Origin of the sequence: Pontibacillus halophilus JSM 076056 = DSM 19796 (assembly GCF_000425205.1) — a bacterium.
Classification (GTDB): Bacteria; Bacillota; Bacilli; order Bacillales; family BH030062; genus Pontibacillus_A; species Pontibacillus_A halophilus.
On the sequence record NZ_AULI01000006.1, the window covers coordinates 208,681 to 232,964 of the forward strand.

Below are 24,284 nucleotides of genomic sequence, written 5' to 3' on the forward strand. Positions count from 1 at the left end.
GAGAGCCCCCTTACACTCGTCTCTTTCAATTAATTCTTGATTGATTCGTAATCTCCTTGTTTTCATAGCCTGCCAATTTATTCTTACACGTAAATAAAACACTCTGTTCCGACCATAGCCTATGCGGAACAGAGTGTTAGCGTGATTCTTATGATTGATGGATTCCATACATGATGAAATCAATTGTTCGTTCAATTTCAGCTTCGTCGTCCCATTCAGCATCAGGAAGAATAAGAAGACGCGTAACGATCATACCGATAATAGACGTCATCACAAATCGAATGACGGATTCAACTGGATAATCTCGAATTTGACCTTCCTTCTGGTAATGTTCAACCTTCTCCTTAAATGATGGATACACATGTTGGGAGAACTGTTGTTGAAGCTTCTCCTTAAGTTCAGGGTGAAAAGCCATTTCTTGAAGCATAATCTTCAAGAAGGGCAAATTCTTCTTCACAAATTGGTAACGCTCATAGACTAACGTTCGCAACAACTGATCATATCGGTCGTAGTCTGGACTAAACACTTCTTTCACAAATTTATTTGCAAAGACTGGGAGAGCCACTTTCGTAATCATCGGAGTTACGATGGAGAAGAGCAATTCTTTCTTCGTCTTATAATGTCGAAAGATTGTTCCCTCTGCTACACCAGCACGCTTGGCAATCTCGCTTGTAGAAGTTGCGTTATATCCTTTCTCTGAGAAAATTTCGATAGCAGCCTCTAATATCTTGGTCTGCTTTGGGGTGAGCTTTAAGGTGTCATTTTCAGTTTCTTGGAGGATCTCTTGGAGATTCAGCTCATCACTCATGCGATTTCTCCCTTTTCATTTTTCTCTATTATAACTTTCGGTGCTTACGTAATGCCAACACATTTAACGTAAAGAACAAGACGACAAATGCAATTAAGACCACCATTTCTACCCAAATATCTATAAACCCAGCATCTCTAATCATAACATCACGCAATGCTTCTGCTCCGTATGAAAGTGGTAAGACATGCTGTAACCATCGTAACCACGGAGTCATCGTTTCTAAACTGAACATCCCGGAGAAGAAAACTTGTGGAATGATGACCAGTGGAATGAACTGAAACATTTGGAATTCACTCTTCGCATAAGTGGATAATAACGTTCCTAGCGTAAGCGCGGTCAGTGCTAGTATGAACGTAATAAGCAACACATAGCCGATGTTTCCAACCATCCACATATCAAGCACATAGATAGAATAGGAGACAATCACGAGCGTTTGAATAAGGGTGAAGATTCCAAAGCCAATGACATAGCCCATCACAATTTCAAACCGTTTCAACGGTGTCGATAGAAGTCGTTCTAAAGTTCCTTGCGTTCGTTCTCTTAAGAACGAGACTCCTCCGGTAATAAATACGAAGAAGAAGACGAAGAATCCTACGAGTACTGGCCCTACATTATCAAACAGTCCTAAGTCCTCGCCGCCATGCAGGAACGAGAATGATAAATCTAAAGGCTGTGCTCCTTTGGACTCCTCACTAAGCGTTTTAGTGGTAGACTGGACGACCTTTCGAACAGCCGAGACCTCGTTTGGATTACTCCCTTCGAGTTGGATTGTCGCTTCCCTACCCTCGAAATAAATCACCCCATCCAACTCTCCTGATTCTAGCTCATCAAAGGCATCTTCCTTAGTTGTAAAGCTAGCAAGTTCGGCATCTTGAGATTCAAGAGCTTTAGTGAATGGAGCAGGTCCTTCAACCAGTCCAATCTTAGGTTCATATTGTTCGCCGTCAAATACAAGCCACATTAGCGTAAGAACGAGCAACGGAGCCATAATCATAAGTGCCATCGACCGCTTGTCACGTCTGAATTGACGTAAGATACGTTTGGAGATAGCGATACTGTTCATCATGCTTCGGCACCCCCATAAGAAAGGAAAGCTTCCTCAATTGAGGAAGCCCTCACTTGCTGGATTAACTCTTGTGGCGTTCCTTGTGCAATGAGGTAACCACCTCGTAACATCGCTAACCGGTCACACTTCTCCGCCTCATCCATAACATGAGTGGTCACAATAAGTGTCTTCCCTTCGTTCTTCAAACGGGTGAATTCTTCCCATATCGACTGTCGAAGCAGAGGATCGATACCGACTGTCGGTTCATCTAAGACAAGCACGTCAGGTTCATGCAACAAGGCAATAGCGAGCGATAATCTCCGCTTCATTCCTCCTGAATAATGATGCACTTGTTTATCCAAGTCCTTTTCAAGATTCACGATGTGTGCCACTTCTTGGATACGCTGCTTTCTCTTTCTTTTATTGTATCCATAGATCGATCCGAAGAAGTCCATATTTTCTCGCGCTGACAACTCTCCGTATAAAGCATCGGATTGAGCCATATAGCCGATTACGTTCATCTGATGTAGGGAAGGCATCTGTACTCCTTTCACCCACACCCTCCCTCGGTCTGCTTCTGTTATCCCCACAATCATTTTAACTAAAGTTGTCTTGCCGGCCCCAGAAGGTCCAAGTAATCCATAAATCTCTCCTTGCTCAATTGATACATGAATATCCTTCAACACTTCTTCCTTACCGAAAGAATGTGCCATTCCTTCCACACGAATCATCTCTTTCATTCTTACCCCTCCCAACTAATGAGTGATTACTCACTTTTATAATAATGTGAGTAATCACTCACGTCAACACAAAAAAAAGAAACCTCTTCCAAGTGGAACAGGTTAGGAAAACAAGCGACGCGTTATAGCCGTTTGATACTTGTGGTAGGTGCTCGAACGATTCATCTTTCGTTTCTCCATTAACTGATCGAAATGGATTTGTTTCTCACTTAACTTCTTCCGATAAGCTTGTCGCTCTTCTTCATCATCGCATTGTCTCAATAAATCTTCTAATTCAAGAATTTCTTTCTTAACATTCATTTCCTCAGGAAGCATATTTGCGTTCTTCATAATGGTATAGCTCATGCGTAAATCCTGAGGAACCGCTTCCCATTCTGACAGGTCAAGTCGCTTTCCTTTACCAGGTAAGTCTTTAAACTCCCCGTTCCGTTCAGCTTCCTTAATTCGTTCTTCTGCAATACGGAAAGAAAAATCCACTCTATTCCACCTTCCTATGACTGCTGGTTACGATAGGTCTTCATCGCATCTAGCTCTCGTCGCTTCAAGGGCATATGCACAGGAATTAACTGTCTTGTTGACTTTGGCTTCATCAAGTCTTTGTAGATGGTTTCACTCAACGTTAACCCAACTTGAGCTGCTTCTTCAACCGTCTGACTGTAATACACATCCTGAAGCTTAGCAAAGTACATCGCCGCTATGCACATTGGGCATGGTTCACCACTTGCATACAGAGAGCAATCACTTAAATCCATCGTTTGAAGCTTATGTTGTGCTTCTCTTATGACTACCATCTCTGCATGGGCTGTACTATCATAATGGACGTGAAGTTCATTTACCCCTTCTGCAATGATTTCATTGTTTCGTACTAAGACAGCTCCGAACGGCGAACCACCTTTATGTACATTCTCAACTGCTAGTTGTAAAGCCCTCTCCATATATCTATTCATACGTGTCTCCCCCTTTTCCTGCTCATTTTAATAAAGTTAAGGTAGTCGTACCATTCCCAATGCGTATCATACGAAGCTTTCCCTTTCATCCCTATACCATACGGGACAAATGGATCACTTTCCGTTAAAACTTATTATAAAAAAAGAAGCCCCCGAATGATGGGAGCTTCCAGTAAAAGCTTATTTGCCTATAAACTGTTGTGTCCATACGTGGCCATCTTCAACATAGCCAACGCCAATGTGAGTAAAGTCCGGATTCATAATGTTCTGGCGGTGTCCTTCACTGTTCATCCAACCTTCAACAACTTGGGCAGGTGTGGTTTGCCCTTTAGCAATGTTCTCGCCCGCTGTACGATAATCAATTCCAAATTGGTCCATCATATCGAACGGAGAGCCATAAGTTGGACTGTTGTGTGAGAAGTATCCATTTTGTGCCATGTCTTCAGACTTCTTGCCTGCCACTTCACTCAAGTCTTCACTAATTTGAAGCGGTTCAAGGCCTTGTGCCTGACGTTCTTGGTTCGTCAATTCGACTACTTGCTTCTCAAACTCGCTTATGACTCCAGAAGCTTGTTCCGTGTTCGTCTGTTCATTGGTTGTAGGTTGTTGTTGTGTTTGTTGAGTCGGTTGCTGAGCTTGTGGCTGTTCAGTCGTCTCTTGTGCAGGTGTTTCTTGATTTGATTCCGGCTGTTTCACTTGCTCCTCTTGAGTAGAGGCTTTAGACTCCTCAGCTTGTTCGGCTGTAGGTTGTTGTGTCTCATGATTCATATATTGTTGAATCCATTGATTGATTTCTTCTTTATTGAAGGAGAAGTCTTTCATGACGTTCACTGGCTGATTCTGATAGTACTTAGATTCAGCGCTAACGTCTGACGCAAAGCTACCTCCTACTAAAATCGTCGTTGCCAACGCAGTTACAGTTGTCACTTTTTTAAACATTTGATTTCTCCTCTCGTGTTTTGTGTCGCTGTGACAACCTAATCGTAGCACGAGTTTTTTGTAATAATTATGGGGGAATATGGATATTCGTATTTTCATAGAACCTACGTCAGGTGTAAATGGGCCTTCATCATCCGCCGTGACACCGTTAATCCCTTGTAACTCGACCACTAACACTTTAGGAAAATTCATCCTAAAGTTACACGGATTTCATAAGCGTGATGGTTGACACCATAAAAAAGAAGCCCCTTTTGTTACAAAAGATAGGCTTCTTGTTACGTGGTTGTTATATTGTTCCTTGAATTCGGTTTAGTTGCTTTTGGAAGGATTCCTTGAACGGAGGTGCAAGTGCTTCTAAGGTGACTGCCTGTTGCAGCTTCTTTAGATCGTTTCGATTTCTGTACTTCAATTCGTTCACTTCGGCAATAGTCAGACTTTGTTCCTGTTGTTAAATTCGCCTAAGTGGATGGTGAACCGATACGATCCCTTCCTTCAGCACCTTTAAATAAAAACCTGTGAAGCCAGTTTGGATCACTTGCTTGGTTAAGTCCTTTATTTGATGAACAAATGAAATACGTTGACAGGGCTGGCGTGGTTGAACGACTTGAAGCTCTGCCTCTCCCCATTGAAACACATCTCCTATTGATACAGTCGATTCATCAAGTCCCGCTACTGTTACGTTCTCACCAAACGCTGGAAAGGACATCACGCTCCCTGTCTTCTCCTGCCAGTATGCATAGTGAACGTATGGGTACATGCAAACCGCCTTATACACCCCACCGTGATGTTCCTTAACGGCCTGCTCATCTCCTTCAAGACCAAGCGAAGTCAAACGAAGCGAACTTGTTGTTCTGGTCTTCATAAAGCTTGTAACTTGTTCCTCTCCACCCCGGATGACCGGTTTCGGTCCACCTACCTGCACAGATTCAATCGTTAGTTGCTCCTCCATCGTTGAATCCCCCCCTTTTGTAACCATTATACAGAAGATTCTTCTTCCCTTAACCAGTCTTTCGCCCAGTTAGCAAGGAAATCATATTGCCACATGTCAGATGGATAATCGACGAGCATATCTTCTCCGTTCTCATACAATTCCTGCATGATTTCATTAAGCCCGCCCATGTAGAACTCGTATAGAAACTCGAAGCTAAGCGTTTCCTTTGGCATGTGGTTGTTCGCACATACTTTCGGGTCAGAGTAGTTTACATACGTTCGGCATGGAATGGGACGGATCTCATAAGCCATGCACAAGTTTGTCTCAGGATCAAGCATTGGGCATGGAACTTGAGAAGCGATATATTTTTTCTTAAACGCAGGGTCTTCTTGGTCTAACGCCGTAATGCGTTCCACTTCTTCCCCGTACGTTGCATAGTACTGTTCCAAATGCTTCATAAGTTTCTCTTTCCGTTCTTTCGGCCACTGATCAATGGCTCTCTTCATCATGGATGATTCTGCTTGGGTAATAATAATCGGAAAGTAACAACAGAATGCGCATCCCATAAAGCATGAGGCTTTGACATCCATAAAGTCTTCCATGTTAGCCATTTCTTCATTTACTTGTTCCAATAAACGATGAAATCCAGCCATGATGACCTCATTTGTCGGGCGATCACTTGAGAGCAAGTCTTCTACTATATGATCGAAATAGTGTTGGTTAATTTCATATTGTTCGTTCAACAGCTCGCATTTTTTCAGTATTTCTGGATAAGATAGATATGATTGGATAATCACACCCCCTTTTAAAGCTAAGATATTCATTATACCATGGGGTGTGGAGCGTTGTCTTATTCCTATTGGATTCTACGTGGAAGGAACATCAAAAAATCCTTTCACATATTTACAATCGATGTTACAATAGACAACGTCTAGAAATGCCTTTCGATGATCAACAACACTAAATTATATATGAAAGGATGATAGGAATGCATATCGGTACTAAAGGCTGGTACGTATACGAACTTAAGAAGCTTGGTATGAACCGTTACGAAGACCGTAAGCTAGAAAGCTATAAAAAGCACATTCTTGCAAACCTATACTTCGCTAAACAAAAATAAGCTTCTTATCTAAACTTCACAAAAAGCAGGGATCCTAACTTAGGATCCCTGCTTTTTTTCCTATAAGTTTCTAACATTTACCTTATCTATGACCCCCATAAATCACGTAGAATGTCAGAAGGGTATAAGTAAGAAGACTCAAACTCAACTGGGGGACACGCACATATGTTTACGAACGCCCAAATTGGTATCGACTTAGGTACTGCAAACGTACTTATTTATTCAAAAAACAAAGGGGTCGTATTAAACGAACCTTCCGTTGTTGCTATTGATACACAGACAAAGCAAGTGTTAGCAGTTGGTGCTGACGCAAAGCAAATGGTAGGAAAGACGCCACAGAACGTGGTACCTATTCGCCCGTTGAAAGATGGTGTCATTGCAGACTACGATATTACAGCTCAAATGCTTAAAGCTATGCTTAAGAAAGTAAGCAAGCAACTTGGTGCTTCCATGCGCAAACCAAATGTTGTTATCTGTACACCATCAGGCTCAACATCTGTTGAAAGACGTGCCATCCACAATGCCGTTAAGAGCTATGGTGCGAAAAACGTTCACCTCATTGAAGAGCCGGTGGCAGCCGCAATCGGAGCTGACTTACCCGTAAGTGATCCAGTTGCCAACGTCATCCTAGACATCGGCGGAGGTACAAGTGAAGTAGCCATCATCTCCTTCGGTGGCGTTGTGTCTTGTCGTTCTGTACGTAGCGGTGGTGACAAAATGGATGAAGAAATCATTCACCACGTACGTAAGAACTACAATATACTTATCGGGGAGCGTACAGCTGAGAACATTAAGATGGAAATCGGCTACGCACTCATCGACCACGAAGAAGAAACAATGGAAGTACGTGGACGTGACCTCGTCAATGGCTTACCGAAAACGATTACGTTGACATCTACAGAAATTCAAGAAGCATTACGCGAATCTCTTGAACAGGTGTTAGAAACCGTTCGTGCGACTCTTGAAGATTGCCCTCCAGAGTTAAGCGGTGACATTGTGGACCACGGTCTCATCCTAACTGGTGGCGGTTCCCTTCTTAAAGGGATGCAAGAATGGCTAAGTAACGAAATATTCGTCCCTGTACACTTAGCACCGAATCCGTTAGAATCTGTTGCAATCGGAACAGGTCGTTCCCTACAAATGATCGACAAACTACAAAAAGCAGCGAAATAAGCGTGACAGAGAGACTGAATCCCTTAAGGGATTCAGTCTTTTTTTACGCTAGGTCATTAAGAAAAGTTCCTCTTGTCGAAAGTCTTCCACTCCATTTCAGTAATCCTCCTCCCTACGCCCCATTGACAACACGGCCGTTCACCTTTAAAATAGACACATAAACATTTTAGCGGATAAAAGCATAAAAGCGTTAAAGCCTTGTTGAAAGGATGAATAGGTATGAAACGAGAGCCCACTATTGGGCAAGCGCTCCTCCCGTTAATTGCCTTAATCGGAGCGGCAGCATGCTCGATCTTCTTTTGGAAGGTTGGAATGTATATCCCCTTCACAATTGGAATCATTGCATCAGCTTTAGTTGGGAAGCGACTTGGGTATACGTGGAATGAACTACAGCAGTTCTTAACGAACGGTGTATCTAAAGCACTTCCTGCCATATTTATATTACTCATAATCGGTACTATTGTTGGAACTTGGATTTTAAGTGGTACAATCCCAACGTTAATCTACTACGGATTAGAAATCATACAACCTAACTTCTTCTTACCAACTGTTGTAGTAACATCTGGAATTGTCGCCATTACACTAGGAAGCTCGTTTACCGCAATTGCTACGATTGGTTTAGCCTTTATGGCAATCGGTACAAGCTTAGGCTTCTCTCCAGCCCACATTGCAGGTGCAATTATTTCGGGCGCATTCTTTGGAGATAAATTATCTCCACTGTCAGACACAACAAACATTGCACCAGCGATGGTAGATGTAGATTTATTCGACCACGTTAAACACATGCTATGGGATACAATTCCTGCATTCGTATTAAGTATTATCGCATTCTGGATCCTTGGACTGAACACAACCTCCGGTGATTTCAATACGAGCCAAATTGACACGATTTTAAGTGGATTAAACAATGTGTTCGTCATCCATCCGTTGTTGCTGTTACTCCCTGTACTAACCATTGTGTTGATGGCTAGACGAGTGCCAGCCATACCTGCGCTGGTCGTGGTGAGTACAATTGGAGGTCTTGTAGCATTGCTTGTCCAGGGGAACACGATTTCCGAAGTGATGCAGGCAATGACGAACGGGTTCGTTGCGGAGACAGGGAATTCTACAGTGGATGACCTTCTCTCAAATGGAGGAATCCAATCCATGTTCTCAACTGTTGCACTCGTAACATTTGCAACGGCGCTTGGTGGAATTATGGAAGGGATTCAAGTATTCGATGTATTAATTAAACGATTGATTAAAGGAGTTCGCAGTACTGGTTCACTGATCTCTACAACGCTGTTGTCTACTTTCTTCGTCAGCTTCGTAAGTGGCGCCATGTACCTAGCGATTATCCTTCCATCTAAAGCATTTCTAGGAACGTATAAAGAGCGAGGCGTTTCGGCTACGAACTTATCTCGTAACGTAGAAGCGGCTGGAACGGTTGGGGTAAACCTTGTTCCGTGGGGTGTACCTGCTGTGTTCGTCAGCGGATTGATGGATATTAGCCCATATGCGTTTATACCGTTCATTTTCTTCGCTTACTTTGTACTGCTCATTAACGTTATTTACGGCTACACCGGCTTCACGATTACGAAAGAAGAGCCAGCCGTTCAACAAGAAGACGAACAATGGAACTATCCTAAAACGGTATAAGGAGGTCAATTACAATGACAACCGTACACGTCTTAGGTACAGCCCAGGATGGGGGAGTCCCCCAGCCTGGGTGTTTTTGTACCAACTGCCAACGAGCTAAACAAGACTCCACGTATCGTAGACAAGCTACTTCCCTTGGAGTCGTTCACTCAGAAACCAATCAATGGGCACTCATTGATGCAACACCAGATTTCAAAGTCCAATACGAACAGATGGAACAGCTAGGCAATCCTAGGCTTCATTCTATATGGCTGACACATGCACATATTGGCCATTATCCCGGTCTCCTCTTTCTCGGTAAAGAAGCAATGAACACGAAGCGTTTGCCCGTGTACGCAGGAGCTGAAATGACTAATTTCCTTCGTCACCACTTGCCTTGGCAAATACTAGTCGAGGAAGACCACATTACACTCCATCAATTACGTAATGAACAGAGCAGATCGTTTGAGGATGTATCCATCATCCCATTAACTGTTCCACATCGTAATGAGTTCTCTGAGACATTTGGATTTATCTTAAAGGGATCGCAACGTTCCCTCCTCTACATTCCAGACATTGACCGCTTTGAAGAATGGGAGAAAGACATTGAGGCAGTTGCCCGTGACGTAGACTATTGCTTACTTGATGCAACTTTCTATTCGGAAGATGAACTTATTGAACTTGGTCGAGACCCACAGTCCATCCCACACCCACTTATGACCGAAACAATGGACCGTCTTCAGGTATTAGTCAACCAACAAGATACAGCTGTATTCTTTACACACTTCAACCACACCAATCGAGCACTCGATGAGAATCATCAAGCTCGAACAACCATCGAAAATCGTGGGTTTCATCTTGCCCATGAAGGAATGACTTTTCATTTATAATAAAAAAAGGCCCTTAGAGCGTTCGCTCTAAGGGCTTTCTTTATCATTTAGAAAGAAGCTGTTGTTTATATTCACGAAATACCCGCTTCACAACTGGAGACAACAGGAGTAAGGCAATTAAGTTCGGAACGACCATGAGTGCATTGAACATATCTGCCATTTCCCATACGAAGTCTACCTTCACAAGCGCGCCAATTACGACAAAGAGAAGAACAAGGCTACGGTATGGTTTAATCCCTTTCCCATTGAATAAGAAGCGAATATTCACTTCACCGAAGTAAGACCAGCCAAGAATGGTTGTGAAGGCGAAGAATAGTAAGCAAATGGCGATAAATGGAGTTCCAAATTCACCAAGACCTCTCGCAAACCCTTCTTGAGTAATGGCACTTGCTTCAAGACCAGTTGTATGCGCGTTCGTAATTAGGACAACCATAGCGGTCAATGTACAGATCACTACTGTATCAATAAACACACCGACCATGGCTACGAATCCTTGCTGAGCCGGATGTTTCACATTGGCTACCGCATGAGCGTGCGGGGTAGAACCCATCCCAGCTTCGTTTGAGAACAACCCACGCGCCACGCCATACCGAATAGCTTCTTTTACAGTTGCTCCGAGCACACCGCCACCTGCAGATTCAGGTGTGAAGGCGGCCTCAAAGATTAACTGGAAAGTAGGAATAACAAGGTCGATGTTTACAATCAGGATGATCATACTTCCGACAATGTAAAGGAGCGCCATAATAGGCACAACGTTGCCTGCAAATGCAGAAATACGTTCAATCCCACCGAACAAAATCATCCCAATAAAGAGTGCCACAACAATCCCAATGGATAAGTTCAACCATAAGCTAGATTGCCCGAACACTTCATTAACAGCGACCGTAATGGAATTCGACTGAACCATATTCCCGATAAAGCCAAGTGCAAGGATAATCGCTACCGCAAAGAATCCGGCTAAGAAGCGACTCCCTAGTCCTTCACGGATATAATAGGCTGGACCACCAACTACTTGGTCCCCCTTTTTCACTTTATAAACCTGGGCGAGCACAGCCTCAGAGAAAATTGTTGCCATCCCAAAGAATGAACTGAGCCACATCCAGAAAATCGCTCCTGGTCCTCCAGCTGCAATAGCAGTCGCAACGCCGGCTAAATTTCCGGTGCCGACTTGAGCTGATATTGAAGTGGCTAAGGCCTTGAACGAATTAATCCCTTCCCCATCATCTTTCTTAAATAAAGGAGCAAACGTTTGTTTAAATCCTTCTTTCAGAAAGCGAATTTGAATAAACCCCAAATTGAACGTCAACCAGACTCCTGTACCAAGCAAGAAGATCAGCATAACAGGCCCCCATAGCACACTGTTAATACTCTCAAACAAAGATGTCATTGCTTCCACAGTTCACGTCCCTTTCTCTAGTTCTTGATTTCGTATCCCACATCTATGGGAAACTTCTCTTTAATCCAATAACGTATTAAAAGTTCATCTTAAAAGTATCGCATACTCATATGTATAGATTCAAGAGAATTTGTCACACTGGAAGAAAATAAAAAAAGGAGCAACTCAAGGGTTGAGTTGCTCCTTATAGGAGAATGACACAATATTTTAATAGAAGAATGGGAAGAAGAAGCGACGAACTCCAAAGAACGGGTAATAGTAACGACGGAATCTTCTAAAGCGACGAGGATACCCGTAACCGTAGCCATATCCTCCATACCCATATTGACGATCTCCTTCTTCATCTTCACCTACAGGCATAAGCAGATAGACATTTTCGCTATCCATATCGTCAATAATTCCTTCTAATGTCTGACCGTCATTGGTTTCAATGACAACAAAGTAATACATATGCTTCTTGCAGAAATCTTTCTTATCGTGTTCATTCTGATGGCCATTCATCTGTTGGTTCATGCCCATCTGGCCACCTTGTGGCATCATTTGTCCTTGCTGCATCATTCCATTAGGCATTTGAGGCATCTGCGTGAACGGCTGTTGCTGACGAAACATGAAAACACTCCCCTTTTTTTATTTCAGTGTAGTGTATTCATGTTCTGGGTGTTTGTTACAGCAAAGAATCTCACTTCAACCCGGGAATAAAGAAAGCAAGCACGTCCACCTATTAGGCGAGCGTGCTTGCTTTCTTTAACATTCTATTTTGATTTTGGTAAGGTAACTGTAACTGTTGTCCCTTTGCCCTTTTCGCTGTCGAAGGTTAAATCCCCACCTAAGTCGTGGACTAACTTCTTTGTTACAACAATTCCTAGTCCCGTTCCTTTCTCTTTCGTAGTAAAGAAAGGTTCTCCTATTCGCTTAAGAGTTTCCGCGTCAATCCCCTTGCCACTGTCTCGAACCCGTACAAATAAGAGGTCATCCTTCTCTTCTCCTTCTATCGTTAAGGTTCCATAAACAGTCGAGGCTTCTAAGGCATTCTTAATAAGATTGATGAACACTTGCTTTAGCCTTTTCGGCTCAGAAAGAACTTGGAATGTCCCATCGCTATAGGATGTGTTCAGCGTAATGCTCTTCTCCTCAATTTGTTTCTTAAATAGTGAAGTGGTGTAGTCTACAATTTCAGGAAGAGAAGTTCGAACCATTTGCTTTTCTCTTTCCGGCTTCGCGAGCATCATAAATTCATTCACAATATCCTCTATTCGTTCAAGCTCATTAAAGACGATATCGGAGTATTTATTCTGGCGCTGCTCTTCAGATAACATAATTTGAAGGAATCCTTTAATAGAAGTTAACGGATTCTTGATCTCATGGGCAATACCGGCTGCTAAGTGCGCTACAGTTTCAAGTTGTTTCTCTTTCTGTTTCCATTCTTCACGTTCTTTCAACTGTGTAATGTCCTCGTGAACCCCAACAATCATGTCGTGTCGTTCATTGAAGACAGGAAACCCTCTTGTTCGAATCCACTTAATGGTGTCGTCTTTCGTTATAATGCGGAACTCAATTACAGCTCGCCTATACTTCATTTTCCGGAAGCCTTCTAGAACATAATCCACATCGTCCTTATGAATAATAGATAGCCATTCATCTTTCTGAGAGACGCTTTGGTATGGAGTTAGGTTAAAGAATTCATGGTAGGACGGACTGACATATTCAAAGGCTTCAAAGTCTGCATCTGCAATCCAGAATACGTCTTTAATGTTTGAAGCGAGCAAAGAAAAGCGTTCTTCAGCATCTTCGAGCGCTTCTACGTAAGATTGGACAGCTGTCACATCCTGGACGAACACCGTCATCCCTTCTTCATTTGGGTAGGCCGAAACATCAACAATTTTTCTTAATTGGTGTAGGTAATCTCGGAATTTCACGACTTTCTGTTCACTCATCGCCTCGCTGAGATGAATGTAGTAAGCGTAATAATTTTGAGCAGAGTAAATTTTCCACAATTGTTGAGAATAAAGATGCGAAATTGAGCATTCGAAAATACGCTCAAATGCTGCGTTCACATACACGAGCTCCCAATCCTTATTAATGATAGCTAACCCGTAAGGAATGTTTTCCAATACATCTGAGAATCTAGGGAAAATATGAGAAATATCATTTTTTTCGGTTTTGGAGGTTTTAAACGTTTGTAGGTTGGGTATCAGATTGTGTATGTCTAATTGGAATGTCTTCTCTTCCGGCAGGAAATCAGCCATTTCAAGTTGCTGGTTGGAAGAACCAATCCATTTCGTATGCACATCCTCTGTTGATAACACTTCAAATAAACAGGCAACGAATCGACTTGAAAGATACACCAGATGGCATTTCGCCCAAGCAAGCGATTGATCTCTCCGCACAATTCGTAACCTTAGCTCCCTTGGCTCCCCTGCTCGTACTTGTGTGAGGGCATCGTTCAAGGTCAGACGGTCTTTCTTATGTAGGAAAGTAAGCCAATCCGGTAAACTCATTTCCCACTCATTTTCTTCTATCACGTTCCTCATTGGCACATTCATATAGACACGATCACTTCCAATATTCAGAACGCTTAGACATAACCCTGCAACGTTAGAAAGCTCAAAGAAGTCATCGACAGAAACGAGTGATTGAATTTTTTCTAAGGGCATCACATATATAACCTCTTTCCTGCTATTGATGAATCGACCTACTCTGTCTGCTTTCCGCTCTGTACTTCTATTCTATACGATTTCTAACAACATTTGTATTTAATTGCTAAATTTTCTGACTTAACGACAAAATTTTACGCAATTTTCAACAGTTCTATGTCAAAATGGTACTGATTTCATTTAATTTAAGGAACCATGTAGAAATGTTCCGCTCCTACATAAGTTATTCTTGTGTAGATTCTGAAGGAGGCCATACGAATGATCCACCCACTCTCAACAACAAAAGCACCAGCAGCAATTGGACCTTATTCTCAAGCAACAGATGTAGGTTCTCTCGTATTTATTTCAGGGCAGATTCCCTTAGACCCGGAAACAATGACGATTGTCTCTAACGACGTTGTAGAACAAACGAAACAGGTCATGGAGAATCTTAGCGCCATCTTGCAAGAAGCCAATTTAACCTTTCAGCACGTCGCCAAAATGACCATCTACTTAGACTCTATGGATGATTTCCAAACCGTCAATGAAGTTTATGCTAGTTACCTATCCGAACCCTACCCAGCTCGAGCTGCGATTGAAATTAGTAGACTTCCAAAGGATGCAAAGGTAGAGATTGAAGCCATTGCGGTGAAAGAATAGAGCGTAACAGCGTGCAACCCTCCTATACTACAGAAAAGAGCGTAGAATCTAGCTAGATTCTACGCTCTACTATTAATCCTCATCGTTTACATCCATACTCTCTGGGATTGGCTCATTTAAGTACTCTTGTATCATTTGCCGGTACTTGTCCATCTGTTCGAAATAGGAAGTAAACTGGTTGCTATTGATTAAATATCGTTGACCATCATGGATGGTTCTGATCTTGTTCCGAAGGATGAGCGACTGAATATAAGTAACAGGCAACTCGAGATATTCAGCCGTCTCTTCTATTGTTCTGTACATGATGCATTCACCTGCTTCAATGGAGTTCGTTCTCCTAGTGTACCATGTTCATACTATTTCGTGTTTGAATCCATGTGGGGGAAACCTAAGTCTGTATCCACCTTTCCAGTAAATGATGATAACGGATAGGTATTCCCGCTTAACCAAGATTCAAAATCTAACTCATAAGGTTCTTTATTCTCCCCAATGGCAAACCATGCGGTTAACTTCTTTGGAAAGTATAGAGAAGTATGTATGGTCCCCGCCCAGTTGCGATATTGCTTCGAGAAAACCCCTTGGTCTTCATCATTCAACAAGCGAAAGGCATCTGCAGCATTTGTAAGCTGTGGACGAGCTTCTTTCATTCGTCCTAGACGTCGGTAGGAATCGTCCAAATAATTCCGATTCTCTCCCTGCATGCGTTCAAAATGGTTGGTGCATGCTCCATCTTGTCGAACTTCAACGCCTCTAGGTGACGTTTCGATGATGTACGTCTCTCCACTCGAATCAAACACAATGTAGCTGAAAGAATGACGATGAGGGATTTCCTTTAACATGCTGACCGCTTCATCTACATTGGCGCAACTTTCTAATACGAGTCTTCCAATCATGCAGCAGATGAATCCGATGCCTGGCTTCTTCCGATGCATAAAGTTGTATCCGATTGCCAAACCTTTCTCGTTCATTCCATCCATACGACCAGTCACCCTTTGGGAAGGTCCCATAATGGCATACCCTTGATCTGTTGGCTGATAAAGAACAAATCGCCCTTCGTAAGTTTTCGGATGGTAATCATAATTTCGCACTAAATAATCCTCACCGGTTAGAATGGAGCAGCCAGATTTCACGTAATCGAGCCGGTAACCACCAAATTCCATTAACACCCGTTCCATTGACCAGCCGAGCGCATCTCGTAACCCGATTAGTTCATCCCATACACCAGGTGCAAATCGAGTAATTGCTTCTTGAACTTCCCTTTCCTCTACCGAGAAACGAGGCTTTCTTAATTTCCATTGCTTCTCTCGATTCTGAACAAGGAGTGAATCTCGCATCTCTACTCCTTGTGCATATCCAAAGTCATAATGTGATCCTCTAAATTGAACAATCTTACTATATACCTCTTTCATCTTAACCCCTCTTTTATCCAGAAACTTACTTACAAGCATATCTGAAAATGGGGAGGAAAGAAAAGGGAGAGGTCTAATAAGCCTCTCTTACTTGTTCTACTCTAGCTTCAATTTCACTTGCCGCCTCTTGCATCGACATGCTTTCCATTCCGTATAGTTGTTGGAGCTTTCGATAATGTTGAAGTATTTTCTCGAGAAAAGCTAGATTCTCCTCCAAATGACGCCCGAAATTATGAGGATGCCACCATAAATGGTAGACCTCTCCCTCTTTAGCTGCCTTTGTCATCGCTTTCGTAATCCGCTTGAGTCTCATCCCCTCAAGCAACTTAAGATTAGAAACATAGGGGCGTAAGAAACGGCTTGATGGCAAATTAATCAGCTCGTTGTGACGATATTGAGGGAGTGGATAGGTGTGAGATCCAGTTATATTCACATACGCATCGATTAGTCGAAGAACTCTACTCCTAACTGAACGATAATCAGAGAATGAACTAGGCTCATAGATGGACGACTCTTCGTTCCCTCTATATGAAGTCAATCCCAGTTCTCGGCATACGTTTAAATACTTCTCATTGGTTTGGTTACGCGGAAACAAGATGGTTGTAAGTGGTGCACAGCCTTGAAGCTTTCGTGCATGAAGGGCTTTTGAAGCAAGGAGATCCTGTCTAAAGTTATCTTCCGTTTGTCCTTCTTCTAGGCAGTAATAGTGAGAGAACGTATGAGTGGCCACTTCTTGATGTGGCGTTTCGGCTATAGCTTCAACAAGGTCAGGAGCAAAGTAACAACCATGTTGTTCATCAAGCTTGGCTTCTTGGCAATGTTCATAGGCGGAATAGTGAGGAGTTTCATAAGAAGGAAGATGTTCAGGGAAAAGGGTGTACAATTCTTCTCTGCCAGAAGCAAGCAACATTCCTACAATCCCCCACGTTGCATGGATTTCATAGTCTTGAAACAACTCTAACATAGCCGGTATCGCTTCCCATGTCCCAGTTAAGTTCCCCTCATATTGTTCAATAGAAAATACGTCATGTAACCCCCAATATAATTCAAAGTCTAACGATAAGATAAGCTTTCCACTTCCCATCATATCCCCTCCCCTTCTTTACACATGAACTCCTATCTTGAAGATGTGTTTCAACTCGCCACATCACCCTACGAAATATCGTTCGATTTACTACTTTTCAACCAACCGTTTACGCGCTTCCACTAGGAATCTTCCTTTCACCGAGCGAGGTACATAACCTGAATATTCGTGTACCACTTTCCCACCGAATCCAAGTTTAAAATTCCTTATCCCTTCATCATTCGTTAGTCCTCCGTGGTCAAAGGTGTGATACCCTTTCTCTTTAAACCATGTCATGTCGCACCATTTTAAATATCGATGTGCAGAACCAATACGACGCTTTTCATCTGTATTGTCTGCCATCCGGAAGAGTGTTGAGATATAAAGCGCCATAGCACGACCTTCATGGCTAATATACGCTCGATAGGCCATAATCTCTTCCTCTTCATCCACCATTTTCGTCAGTACCAATTTGTTTCTATCTCTTAATTTCTTTAAAGTAAGAAGGTTAAACGAACGGATGAGATAAGAACCTTTATTTCTTGCAAAGGTGTTGTAATAATCTCTGAACTCATAAATTTGCGTATCTGTTGGTCTTTCAATCGTAATAGGAGTGAACGTATACCTTTTTTCAGCCATTCGAATTTGGCGGCGAGTTGTCCGACTCATATCTGAGAAGATTTTCTCTCGATCTTGGGTTAAGTCTAAATGCAGGGTTTCAATTGTATGACAACCCTCAATTGGAGCAACTGCCTGCGTAACCCCTACAAGATCCCCACCTTCTACACCACCAATCTTACTAGGGTCTGGGAAATATACTTGCTTCATATTGATACCAAGCAACTTTCTTTCAATTGTAAACATCGCTCACCCTCCTAATGGATTGTTTATCGTCTGTTTTGAAACCGATACCGAACAAATCTTGGTCACCTTATCTTCACGAATGGGGACAAATCCAAGCTCGTATAGCCATGCTTCTTTAGTGCTGGTATAAATATAACGACTGCAATCAGGAAATCGAGCTCTAATCTCATTCACTATACTTTCATCTAGATGCCCACAATTCGTCATCACAACATGAGGGGCTTCTTCGTGCTGGAAGGCATTCTCCGTAACCCAGAACCAGTTTCCTCCCTTATGAAAGCCGTACTCTCTTTTATACAGTCGCTCAACCCACCCACTTGTATCTTGATGCGTTTCTTTCAAGGTGAATACATCCTTTAAATCAATCGGTTGAAACGTAGGTCTGTAGGAGCGGTTGTTAGAAGAATAATCGTGGTGTAAGGAGCGAGAGCTTTGCTGGAAGAGCTGTCTTCTCACCCACTGAATGCGACTTTTTAAGGAAGAGCCTCTCCATCTTTGTATGGCGTTCTTCCACTTTCCCATCGTATTCCGTCTAAATTTGACAATCGACTCTGATTTCTTCAAGGTATGAACGAACTTCTGCCTCCCTTTCATCCACATATAGAGAACTTGTGCGCGTAGTCCTTTACCAGGGAATACAACTCGATGAACATAGTCCTCTTCTGTATTCCAATCGTATTTGTAAGATTCGTATCCAATTGTAAAGTCGAAGAGCTGGTCTTCAGACTGCGACCATTGTTCGATTACATAGTTCATTAGGATACGACCTGGACTAAACACCCGAAAATCGTCGTCGTGAGCTAAGTTGTACAATAACCTTCTGCCTCCACGCCGAAGTTCATATACATAAGCAATCATCTCTCCTTCCACGCACAATGCGTGAACGATGTTAGCAGAGGGATGGTGTTGAATTTGTTCTGTAAAGAAATCCACAGATGGCGACGTTGTAAATCCACTTCCATCTATTTTCTTCCTCCAACGTTTTCTGTGCAGTTCAAACACACGAGACAAGTTTCTCTGGTCTAGAACCTGATAAGTAAGATTCCCAAGTTTTCTTAGTCGTTTTTCTTTCCGATCTACTCCATGCTTCTTCCTCTTTTTCTTCATATAAGTGGGGAGTGTAATCTGCTCTCTTCGTACCATTGGACTAACCACATTACTTGAGTAGACAGGATGTTTCCTTTCGTGCAGTTGTTTCTTTATACAAGTATCTGTTTGACCACTTTCTAATAGTCCATGTAAATCGAACACAACACCACGCTGCTTCTTCCCATAATGAAGAAGATAGGCAATACACTCTTCCTTGTAAGCCGGGTCAGCAATTATGTCTGCGTAATTATTCTGGGGATACCCTATAAAGCGTATAACCCCCTTTTGTCTCATTAAAGGGAAGAACGCTACGATTTCATTCTCGCGTTCGATAGCCATTATCATAAGTGTTGCTCCTTGATTGAAATGCTTCCACCAAGATGTAATCCACGACCACTCGATGAAAGGGTTCGTTTCATCTGTCCTTTGTACAAGCCGTTCCCAATCATTTCTATAGGAGTGCCACTTATCTTCTGTATGAATTTGAGTAATTCTCATGGTGCACCCCTTCCCTTCGAACAGAAGCTTGCTCGTTTATGCGACACACTGTTTCATAGACTCGTTCCGTCTCTTTTACCATCCGCTCAAATGTGAAGGACGCTTCATATTTCTGTCGTGACAGCTCTCCCATGTTCGTTCGTAACGAAGCACTGTGCAATAATTTCTCGATGGCTACTATGAAGGTTTGTTGGTCTTCATTGGGAATAAGGAATCCATTTTCCTCATGTGTCACCAATTCGAGGACCCCTCCTACTGAGGAAGCTACGATGGGAAGCGATGCCCGCATCGCCTCAATAATACTTAGCGGCAGTCCTTCATAATTGGATAGAAGGATAAATATGTCGCTCCGCCCCAACCATTCCTCAACGTTGTTGCAATTTCCAAGAAAGTGGACCTTGCCCTCTAATCCAAGCCTTGTGACTTCTTGTTGAACATTGCTCATAAGCGGCCCATCCCCAATAAGCCACAGTTCCCAATTCATGTCACGTAGCTGAGCCAATCCTTGTAGAACAGCAAGATGATCTTTAGGCGGCGCAAAGCGAGCGACCATCGTCAGATGAACCGTATCGTCATTTTGTCGATTGAATTCTTCACAATCTTTTACTCCATTTTGAATGACCGACAACTTGAGTGGAGAAAGTACCTTATGCTTGAGTGCGAGCTTAGCATCGTAATGGGAAACAGATATAACGGCATCTCCAAATTTCCCAGCTACCTTCTCCACATTTGAAAAGAGGTAACGCTTCATCGCAGGGACACCCTCAGTAAATGCCCAGCCATGCGCAGTAAAGACAGATGGGATACGAAGTCGCTTCGCTATAATGCGCCCAATTATACCGGCCTTGGACGAATGGATGGCGATTAGGTCTGGCTGTAAATGGTTAAATAGACGATAGATTTCAATGTACGCTTTAAAGTCCTGTAATGGATGGATGTCCCGTTTTAAGCTTGAGACAGCATAATGTTGAATGCCCTTCTCTACACATTCTGGATAAGCTAACTCTCCTTCACCAGAGACCAATATGACTTCATGTCCTCGCTTTAGAAGCTCTAAACTTAAGTCTTTCACATGAATTTGAGCCCCACCTGGTTCATCCATCCTTGTGATAAATTGAACGATTCTCATGTCCTTCCTCCTTTCTTTCTACTAAAGCCGGACACCAAGCTAAACCAAGCATTAACCACAAATGACGCCAGTGTAGTGTATCTACGAAGAAGCTATTAAATAGAAGACCAACCAAGGAAGCGAAGACAATGACATACCACCCTCTATGAGGAGATGAGGCTTTTTGAATCTGGACGTAGCAATATCCTATAGAAAGTAGAAAGAATACGAGAAAGGAAATAAATCCGATGACACCGTTCTCGGTAATAAGTCGAGCGTATAAGCTGTGGGTAGACAAATCGAAATTAACTTCTGACTGCCCCGGCCCCATGCCTAAAGGATTTTGTAGCCCTGAACTTAGGGCAACTTGTTGGGTAGCGAACCGGTCCTCATCGTATCTTTGTATACTCATCCGTTGTTGGAGCAACGTAGCAATTGCAGGCGTTCGGGATAATAGATAAAGAGAAGGAACAGCGATACACGTACTCATTACGACTGTCCCAATTCGGTTCTTCATTGGCACCGTACTTGTAAATAGGAAATAAACCACACCGCTTAAAGCAAAGTTGCCCCAAGCTGCTCGCGAGAAACTAAGTAAAATCCCGAGTGCTAAGCACAAGAACAAGGTATAAGCTCCCCATTTCACACGTCCTTCTCCTCTGTCTGCTTTATATAGACAATAAAGTGCTGCCGGAACAAGATAAGGACCGAACACATTAGGGTCTTTGAACAACCCCTTAACACGCCCATATTGCAGAAACCACTCATGAGAAGGGATAAAGTGAAAATAGGCAAGCGTCCCTACAACGACTGAAAGGCAAGCTACAAGGGTATAAGCTTCTCCAATGGTTTGGATAAGCTTGATACGATAACGAGTGGCTAGCGATGCGATACACAACCAAGAAAAGATCAAATAGAGCGTAATGAGAAAATAGAAAATGGCACCATTATAATCCGTAGAATAGTAGGCAGAAACGATGTTACTTAAAGAGAAAATGAACATAAGCACAATTGGGACACCTAGTGCTTTCGTATATACAAACGATGAGGTGATCCAACCGAACAGAATAAGTAAACACATGAGCACGTCATAAGGTGATGGTTCAATAAACACAACAAAACTTAAGGCCATACACACATAGACGAATGGAAGCAACGAGGGACGGATACTATGATTCAACGAATGAGTGAGATTGATCATAGATTACGCCTCCTTCAAGACTTCTATTTCGCTTCAGCCACCGCTTCATTGCCAGGTAACTGCAGCACCCTTGCAAGACTATTCCTAAGGACGCTAGAAGGCTCATGCAAAGAAGAGCATTAAGCGGTTCTTTCATAATGGTGTAAGCTACCACAAGTGAAACAGCGATACAGAACGTATGAACCACCTCACCAACGATGAGGAGTGTTTGTTCTTCAAGAACATAGAAGTTACCAAGTATCGGTTTAATGGCCATCCTGAAAAATGTGAGAATGGCTAACACTCTTAAGAATCCACCCGCCTCACCCCAAGCCTCATCGAACAAAAGAGAAATGATTGCTGGACCAAAGATTACAATTAGAAACGTAATCGCTCCTCCAAGTAGAATCATCTTCTGTAACGTTTTAAAGAACAAAGTTGGGATGGATAAGGGATACTCCTTCATATGAATGGCTAACTCAGATAGATATACTTGAGACACCGAGAAGGCAATCAGTCCTTCTGGAATATTTAATAATTTCTGAGCAATCAAATAGACTCCCGCTACTTCCACTCCAAACACCGCAGCCAAGAAAAAAGTTGGAATTTGACCACTCAAGCTATTCATGAGAGATGGCCATGTGACCATAAGGGGAAATTTCCGAAAACGAATCATCACTTTCCACATTCCTGACAGAGACATACTGAACTGAGTTCTGATCCCCTTACCAAAGAGTCGTCTCCAAAACGTGAAGCACCCCATTACTCTTCCAATCACTTCACCAACTAACAACCCTATATATCCGACTCCAATAAAGCCTAGACCAATCTGAGAAACCATTTGTCCTGTGTTCATGTTGACCTTTGAGCGAGACATGGATGCGTAGCCTTCTTCTCGAACGGCCCAAGAGTTAAACACTTGGTACCATCCAAGAAAGAGAACGCTCATCCCTAGCAACCACACCCATTCATCCAACTGAGGAGACTGGAACCACGTACCTATAGGAAGAAGCGTCCCCATAAGTACTGTTATCATCGCGACACATACAACACTTAGTAATGAAAGAAGGAAAACATGAAAGGCCTCTTGTCGATCGGTCGGAATAGGAATGGCCTGATCGTACTCAAGTGAAGCAATAACAGATACAGAATAGACAAGCGATAAATAAACGGATAAAACCCCAAATTCTTCAGGCGTATAAAGCATCGTAAGCAAAGGGGTTGTGAGGACAATGAAAAGATTGGATACAGTAGTTCCCGCCATTAAAATGGATACACCTTTGACAAATTTGTTTCTTTTAAAGAATTCAGATAGGAAATGAACGGTTCACACCTCCCTTTTCGTTCTTAATAAAGAACAAAAAGATACACCATAGTCACAATACCTTTAGATGACTTCGCCTAGATAGTGAGAATGAACGATTTGTTACGTGAGGAGGAACGATACTGAAATCCACTCCTTTAGCAACACTCACTGCGTTCTTTTGCAGATAGTCGACATACGTTTTGGAGTAGTGTTTCTCTACATATTCATATGCTTCTTTCAACTTAAACGACCTGTTTGCAACGTTGTGAGCGTCTGAGGATAGAAAGTGAGCGTAGTGTTGCTTAAGCATAAGATGACTGTATTTCTGGCATTCTCTTCCGTACTCTCCAATCACGCTACCTGCTGTTAACTGGGTAAGTGCCCCCCTTGAAATTAAGTCCGCTAATCGGCCGGGATGCTTTCTAATCTCGTGGTTCCGCTCGGGATGAGCAATAATAGGGATATGATTTAACAGCTGCATTTCATAGAACAGTTCCTCTGTGTAGTGAGGGATATGAGAATCAGGTAGCTCAACGAGTATATATCGACGCCTATTAAGAGAGACAAGTTGATTGTTCGTTAAATCTTCAATGAGGTTAGGGTAAAGATGTACTTCCATACCAGGGAGCACCTTCAGTGGAATACGTTTGGATTGGAACATCTTATTAATTAGACCCACCCGCTGCTCGATATGTTCTGGCTTACACAGATAGTTGCCATTCCGGTGATGCGGCGTAGCAATTACATGAGTCACCCCATTTTTCACTGCATGTAGCCCCATCTCTAGCGTTTGCCTAACGTCTTTGGCTCCATCATCGAGCTTAGGAAGGATGTGTGAATGAATTTCAATCATCTTCTCTCCCCC

Annotated in this window: 25 protein-coding genes and 1 pseudogene; 5 read left to right on the forward strand and 21 right to left on the reverse strand. The window is 42.7% G+C overall.

Features of this window, described 5'->3' with window-relative positions:
• Nucleotides 1-148: 148 nt before the first annotated feature.
• From H513_RS0106800 to H513_RS0106835, 9 genes are all read right to left on the reverse strand, one after another.
• Nucleotides 149-808: a TetR/AcrR family transcriptional regulator gene (locus H513_RS0106800; protein ID WP_026800072.1), complete on the reverse strand. Its 660-nt coding sequence runs from the start codon at nt 806-808 to the stop codon at nt 149-151.
• Nucleotides 809-836: 28 nt separating this feature from the next.
• On the reverse strand, nt 837-1,874 hold the full coding sequence (locus H513_RS0106805) for an ABC transporter permease (RefSeq protein ID WP_026800073.1): 1,038 nt from the start codon (nt 1,872-1,874) through the stop codon (nt 837-839).
• Nucleotides 1,874-2,596, reverse strand: a complete 723-nt coding sequence (locus H513_RS0106810; protein WP_026800074.1) for an ABC transporter ATP-binding protein — start codon at nt 2,594-2,596, stop codon at nt 1,874-1,876. Before H513_RS0106810 ends, H513_RS0106805 begins: the two co-directional genes overlap by 1 nt.
• 102 nt (nt 2,597-2,698) lie before the next feature.
• Entirely contained in the window at nt 2,699-3,073 is a 375-nt protein-coding gene (locus H513_RS0106815; RefSeq protein WP_026800075.1) for a DnaJ family domain-containing protein, read from the reverse strand.
• A gap of 14 nt (nt 3,074-3,087) precedes the next feature.
• Nucleotides 3,088-3,543: a nucleoside deaminase gene (locus H513_RS0106820; RefSeq protein ID WP_026800076.1), complete on the reverse strand. Its 456-nt coding sequence runs from the start codon at nt 3,541-3,543 to the stop codon at nt 3,088-3,090.
• 180 nt (nt 3,544-3,723) lie between these two features.
• Entirely contained in the window at nt 3,724-4,482 is a 759-nt protein-coding gene (locus H513_RS0106825; protein WP_026800077.1) for a CAP domain-containing protein, read from the reverse strand.
• A gap of 286 nt (nt 4,483-4,768) precedes the next feature.
• Nucleotides 4,769-4,900, reverse strand: a complete 132-nt coding sequence (locus H513_RS22155; protein ID WP_161625293.1) for a 3-alpha domain-containing protein — start codon at nt 4,898-4,900, stop codon at nt 4,769-4,771.
• A 30-nt stretch (nt 4,901-4,930) separates the two neighbouring features.
• Nucleotides 4,931-5,458: an MOSC domain-containing protein gene (locus tag H513_RS19720; RefSeq protein ID WP_081658205.1), complete on the reverse strand. Its 528-nt coding sequence runs from the start codon at nt 5,456-5,458 to the stop codon at nt 4,931-4,933.
• A complete protein-coding gene (locus H513_RS0106835; protein ID WP_231572077.1) occupies nt 5,458-6,210 on the reverse strand; it encodes a YkgJ family cysteine cluster protein in 753 nt (250 codons plus the stop codon). The genes H513_RS19720 and H513_RS0106835 overlap by 1 nt, the downstream gene beginning before the upstream one ends.
• Nucleotides 6,211-6,401: 191 nt before the next feature.
• On the opposite strand from H513_RS0106835, the gene H513_RS21180 reads away from it, so the two are divergent.
• The 4 genes from H513_RS21180 (at nt 6,402) to H513_RS0106855 (ending at nt 10,213) form a co-directional block, all read left to right on the forward strand.
• Entirely contained in the window at nt 6,402-6,533 is a 132-nt protein-coding gene (locus H513_RS21180) for a DUF2639 domain-containing protein (RefSeq protein WP_081658206.1), read from the forward strand.
• Nucleotides 6,534-6,698: 165 nt separating this feature from the next.
• Nucleotides 6,699-7,706, forward strand: a complete 1,008-nt coding sequence (mreBH, locus tag H513_RS0106845) for a rod-share determining protein MreBH (protein ID WP_026800079.1) — start codon at nt 6,699-6,701, stop codon at nt 7,704-7,706.
• 219 nt (nt 7,707-7,925) lie between these two features.
• Nucleotides 7,926-9,344: a Na+/H+ antiporter NhaC gene (gene nhaC / locus H513_RS0106850; protein ID WP_026800080.1), complete on the forward strand. Its 1,419-nt coding sequence runs from the start codon at nt 7,926-7,928 to the stop codon at nt 9,342-9,344.
• A 14-nt stretch (nt 9,345-9,358) separates the two neighbouring features.
• Nucleotides 9,359-10,213, forward strand: coding sequence for an MBL fold metallo-hydrolase (locus H513_RS0106855; protein WP_036769415.1), 855 nt, complete (start codon nt 9,359-9,361; stop codon nt 10,211-10,213).
• A 43-nt stretch (nt 10,214-10,256) separates the two neighbouring features.
• Here H513_RS0106855 and H513_RS0106860 read toward each other — a convergent pair whose 3' ends face one another.
• From H513_RS0106860 to H513_RS0106870, 3 genes are all read right to left on the reverse strand, one after another.
• Nucleotides 10,257-11,600, reverse strand: a complete 1,344-nt coding sequence (locus H513_RS0106860; protein ID WP_036769454.1) for an alanine/glycine:cation symporter family protein — start codon at nt 11,598-11,600, stop codon at nt 10,257-10,259.
• Between the two features lie 216 nt (nt 11,601-11,816).
• Nucleotides 11,817-12,218, reverse strand: coding sequence for a hypothetical protein (locus tag H513_RS0106865; RefSeq protein WP_051239738.1), 402 nt, complete (start codon nt 12,216-12,218; stop codon nt 11,817-11,819).
• A gap of 143 nt (nt 12,219-12,361) precedes the next feature.
• Nucleotides 12,362-14,263 carry an ATP-binding protein gene (locus H513_RS0106870; RefSeq protein WP_036769417.1) on the reverse strand — a complete coding sequence of 634 codons (1,902 nt, stop codon included), beginning with the start codon at nt 14,261-14,263 and terminating at the stop codon, nt 12,362-12,364.
• 258 nt (nt 14,264-14,521) lie between these two features.
• Between H513_RS0106870 and H513_RS0106875 the strand changes: the two genes are divergently transcribed.
• Nucleotides 14,522-14,902: a RidA family protein gene (locus H513_RS0106875; RefSeq protein WP_026800085.1), complete on the forward strand. Its 381-nt coding sequence runs from the start codon at nt 14,522-14,524 to the stop codon at nt 14,900-14,902.
• A gap of 72 nt (nt 14,903-14,974) precedes the next feature.
• Here H513_RS0106875 and H513_RS0106880 read toward each other — a convergent pair whose 3' ends face one another.
• From H513_RS0106880 to H513_RS19730, 9 genes and pseudogenes are all read right to left on the reverse strand, one after another.
• Entirely contained in the window at nt 14,975-15,205 is a 231-nt protein-coding gene (locus tag H513_RS0106880) for an excisionase family DNA-binding protein (protein WP_026800086.1), read from the reverse strand.
• Nucleotides 15,206-15,258: 53 nt separating this feature from the next.
• Nucleotides 15,259-16,311 carry a C45 family autoproteolytic acyltransferase/hydrolase gene (locus tag H513_RS0106885; protein WP_026800087.1) on the reverse strand — a complete coding sequence of 351 codons (1,053 nt, stop codon included), beginning with the start codon at nt 16,309-16,311 and terminating at the stop codon, nt 15,259-15,261.
• 73 nt (nt 16,312-16,384) lie between these two features.
• A complete protein-coding gene (locus H513_RS0106890; RefSeq protein WP_051239740.1) occupies nt 16,385-17,395 on the reverse strand; it encodes a polysaccharide deacetylase family protein in 1,011 nt (336 codons plus the stop codon).
• A 90-nt stretch (nt 17,396-17,485) separates the two neighbouring features.
• Nucleotides 17,486-18,238 (reverse strand): hypothetical protein, encoded by a 753-nt coding sequence (locus H513_RS0106895; RefSeq protein WP_026800089.1) that lies wholly within the window; start codon nt 18,236-18,238, stop codon nt 17,486-17,488.
• A 3-nt stretch (nt 18,239-18,241) separates the two neighbouring features.
• Entirely contained in the window at nt 18,242-19,825 is a 1,584-nt protein-coding gene (locus tag H513_RS0106900; protein WP_026800090.1) for a GNAT family N-acetyltransferase, read from the reverse strand.
• Nucleotides 19,794-20,954, reverse strand: coding sequence for a glycosyltransferase family 4 protein (locus H513_RS19725; RefSeq protein WP_051239742.1), 1,161 nt, complete (start codon nt 20,952-20,954; stop codon nt 19,794-19,796). The genes H513_RS0106900 and H513_RS19725 overlap by 32 nt, the downstream gene beginning before the upstream one ends.
• A complete protein-coding gene (locus H513_RS0106910) occupies nt 20,920-22,134 on the reverse strand; it encodes an O-antigen ligase family protein (RefSeq protein WP_026800091.1) in 1,215 nt (404 codons plus the stop codon). Before H513_RS0106910 ends, H513_RS19725 begins: the two co-directional genes overlap by 35 nt.
• Nucleotides 22,103-23,386 (reverse strand): annotated as a pseudogene (locus tag H513_RS0106915) (lipopolysaccharide biosynthesis protein); the annotation flags it as partial. The pseudogene H513_RS0106915 and the gene H513_RS0106910, both read right to left, overlap by 32 nt.
• 103 nt (nt 23,387-23,489) lie before the next feature.
• The gene (locus H513_RS19730; RefSeq protein ID WP_051239744.1) at nt 23,490-24,272 is read right to left on the reverse strand and encodes a tyrosine-protein phosphatase; all 783 of its coding nucleotides are present in this window, start codon (nt 24,270-24,272) and stop codon (nt 23,490-23,492) included.
• Between the last annotated feature and the right edge of the window lie 12 nt (nt 24,273-24,284).